A 2083-nucleotide genomic window follows, 5' to 3' on the forward strand; every position below is an offset into this window, starting at 1 on the left:
AGTCAATCCGCCGCACCAGAATGTGCATGCCCTAGTGCGAAAGCAGGGACCCATAACCACGGGGTGCGGTTGCGGCGCAAAACTGGCAACCACGAGTCTTCGTCAAACCGCTCCTGGGGGTTATGGGTCCCGGATCAGCGCTCCGCTTCGCTGCGCTTGTCCGGGACGACGGTGAGGCTTCGCTTTGCCCACCCTACGGCACCGGCTATAATCGCGGCAAAAAGGTCCGCCATGATCCACGTCTGCTCCCTCGCCGCGCTTCCCGAAACCGTCCGCCTCACCAGGGCCAGCCACGTGCTGACCGTGATGGCCAATGTCGAGCAGGTGGCGCGGCCGGTGTCCGTGCTGCCCGCCAACCATCTCAAGGTGTCGATGGACGACATCACCGAGGAGATGGATGGTTTTACCGCACCGTCCGAGACCCATATCGATCAGGTGCTGAACTTCGTGCGCGGCTGGGACCGTAGCGCGCCGCTGGTGGTGCATTGCTATGCCGGCATCAGCCGCTCCACCGCGAGCGCGTTCGCGGCGGTCTGCGCGCTCAATCCGAACCGCGACGAGCTCGAGATCGCCAGGAAGATCCGCGCGGCCTCGCCGATCGCCTCGCCGAACCGGCGCATCGTCGGCCTTGCCGACCGCGCCCTGGGACGCAACGGCCGCATGCTGCGCGCGCTCGACGAGATCGGCCCGGGCGCGATGATGGTCGAAGGCCGTCCCTTCGTGATCGAGCTCGAATGAGGCGAGAGTCGGATAGCAGCCGCAACGCCGCGCTCACTTTGATGCGCAGGCGCATCCACGTCGTCATGGCCGGGCTTGTCCCTGCCATCCACGAACTTTCTCGCGACACGAAGAACGTGGATGCCCGGGACAAGCCCGGGCATGACGAGTTTGTGGCAACTTCCTCGATCATCATCGCATGAGCGACACGCTCCTCACGCCGATCGAGATCGGCCTGACCGCGGCGATCGTCGCGATCGAGGGGCATGAGCCCCTCATCCTCACCGCGCGCGGCAGTGACGGGCTTGCCGGTCTGCCGTTCGGCCCGTTCGACGCGCTCGCGCATCGCACCTTCGACATCGGCCTGCGCGCCTGGGTCGAGGAACAGGCGGGCTTGCGGCTCGGCTATGTCGAGCAGCTCTACACATTCGGCGATCGCGGCCGCCATGCCGAGGCCAGCGACACCGGCGCGCATATGGTGTCGATCGGCTATCTCGCCTTGACGCGCGCGGTGGACGGCGAGCTTGCAGCCAATGCGGCGAGCTTCGCGCCATGGTATCGCTTCTTTCCCTGGGAAGACCGGCGCGAGGAGCCGCCCGCAATCATCGCCCGCGACATCATTCCGGCGCTGACCGAATGGGCGGCGGAGGAGACCCCGGACACGACGCGCGCACTCCCGCGCAAGGATCGCGTGCGGTTCTATTTCGGCCTCGACGGGGCGGCCTGGGACGAGGAGCGCGTGCTCGACCGCTACGAGCTGTTGTATGAGGCCGGGCTGGTCGAGGAGGCGCGGCGCGACGGCCGCCCTGCGGCATTAGCGCGCAAGACGCTTCCCCCGCTCGGGACCTCGATGCAGTTCGATCACCGCCGGATTCTCGCCACGGCGATCGCGCGGCTGCGTGCAAAACTGAAGTATCGTCCTGTCGTCTTTGAACTTTTGCCGCCCGAATTCACACTTACCGAACTGCAGCATACGGTCGAGGCAATCTCCGGCCGGCACCTGCACAAGCAGAATTTCCGCCGCCTGGTCGAAATGGAAGCCCTGGTCGAACCGACCGGGGTGATGTCGACACAGACGGGCGGACGGCCGGCGGCACTCTATCGCTTCCGGCGCGACGTGCTCCAGGAGCGGCCCGCGCCGGGCTTGCGCGTGCGCTCCCGGCGCTAACCCGACATACTACGTGACCGGCCCCTGCCCGCCGGTCGCCTGGAGGCTTTATGTTCGACGGCCCGTTTGACGTCTTTGCGTGGATCATTGCGATCGCCGCCTTCCTGATCGCGATCAAGGCCTCCAGCCAGGCGGCCGAGCTGCGCCGGCGACTGAATTCGCTCGAGGAGATGTTCTACGCGCAGCGGCAGGGGGAGG

The 2083-nt window shown here is 66.4% G+C and carries 3 protein-coding genes; all 3 read left to right on the forward strand.

Translation table 11 applies throughout. The annotated features are described in order from the left end of the window. Positions 1-231 precede the first annotated feature (231 nt). Genes IC66_RS0115690 through IC66_RS0115700 form a run of 3 tightly spaced genes read left to right on the forward strand, consistent with a single transcriptional unit; the run spans position 232 to position 1885 of the window. Complete coding sequence (locus IC66_RS0115690; protein WP_028141638.1) at positions 232-738, forward strand: tyrosine phosphatase family protein; 507 nt, start codon at positions 232-234, stop codon at positions 736-738. Further along, entirely contained in the window at positions 735-920 is a 186-nt protein-coding gene (locus IC66_RS0115695) for a hypothetical protein (RefSeq protein ID WP_038948266.1), read from the forward strand. Before IC66_RS0115690 ends, IC66_RS0115695 begins: the two co-directional genes overlap by 4 nt. After that, a complete protein-coding gene (locus tag IC66_RS0115700) occupies positions 917-1885 on the forward strand; it encodes an NUDIX hydrolase (RefSeq protein ID WP_028141639.1) in 969 nt (322 codons plus the stop codon). The genes IC66_RS0115695 and IC66_RS0115700 overlap by 4 nt, the downstream gene beginning before the upstream one ends. Positions 1886-2083 lie beyond the last annotated feature (198 nt).

This window comes from Bradyrhizobium genomosp. III (assembly GCF_000261705.1).
In the GTDB taxonomy this organism is placed as follows: domain Bacteria; phylum Pseudomonadota; class Alphaproteobacteria; order Rhizobiales; family Xanthobacteraceae; genus Bradyrhizobium; species Bradyrhizobium ottawaense.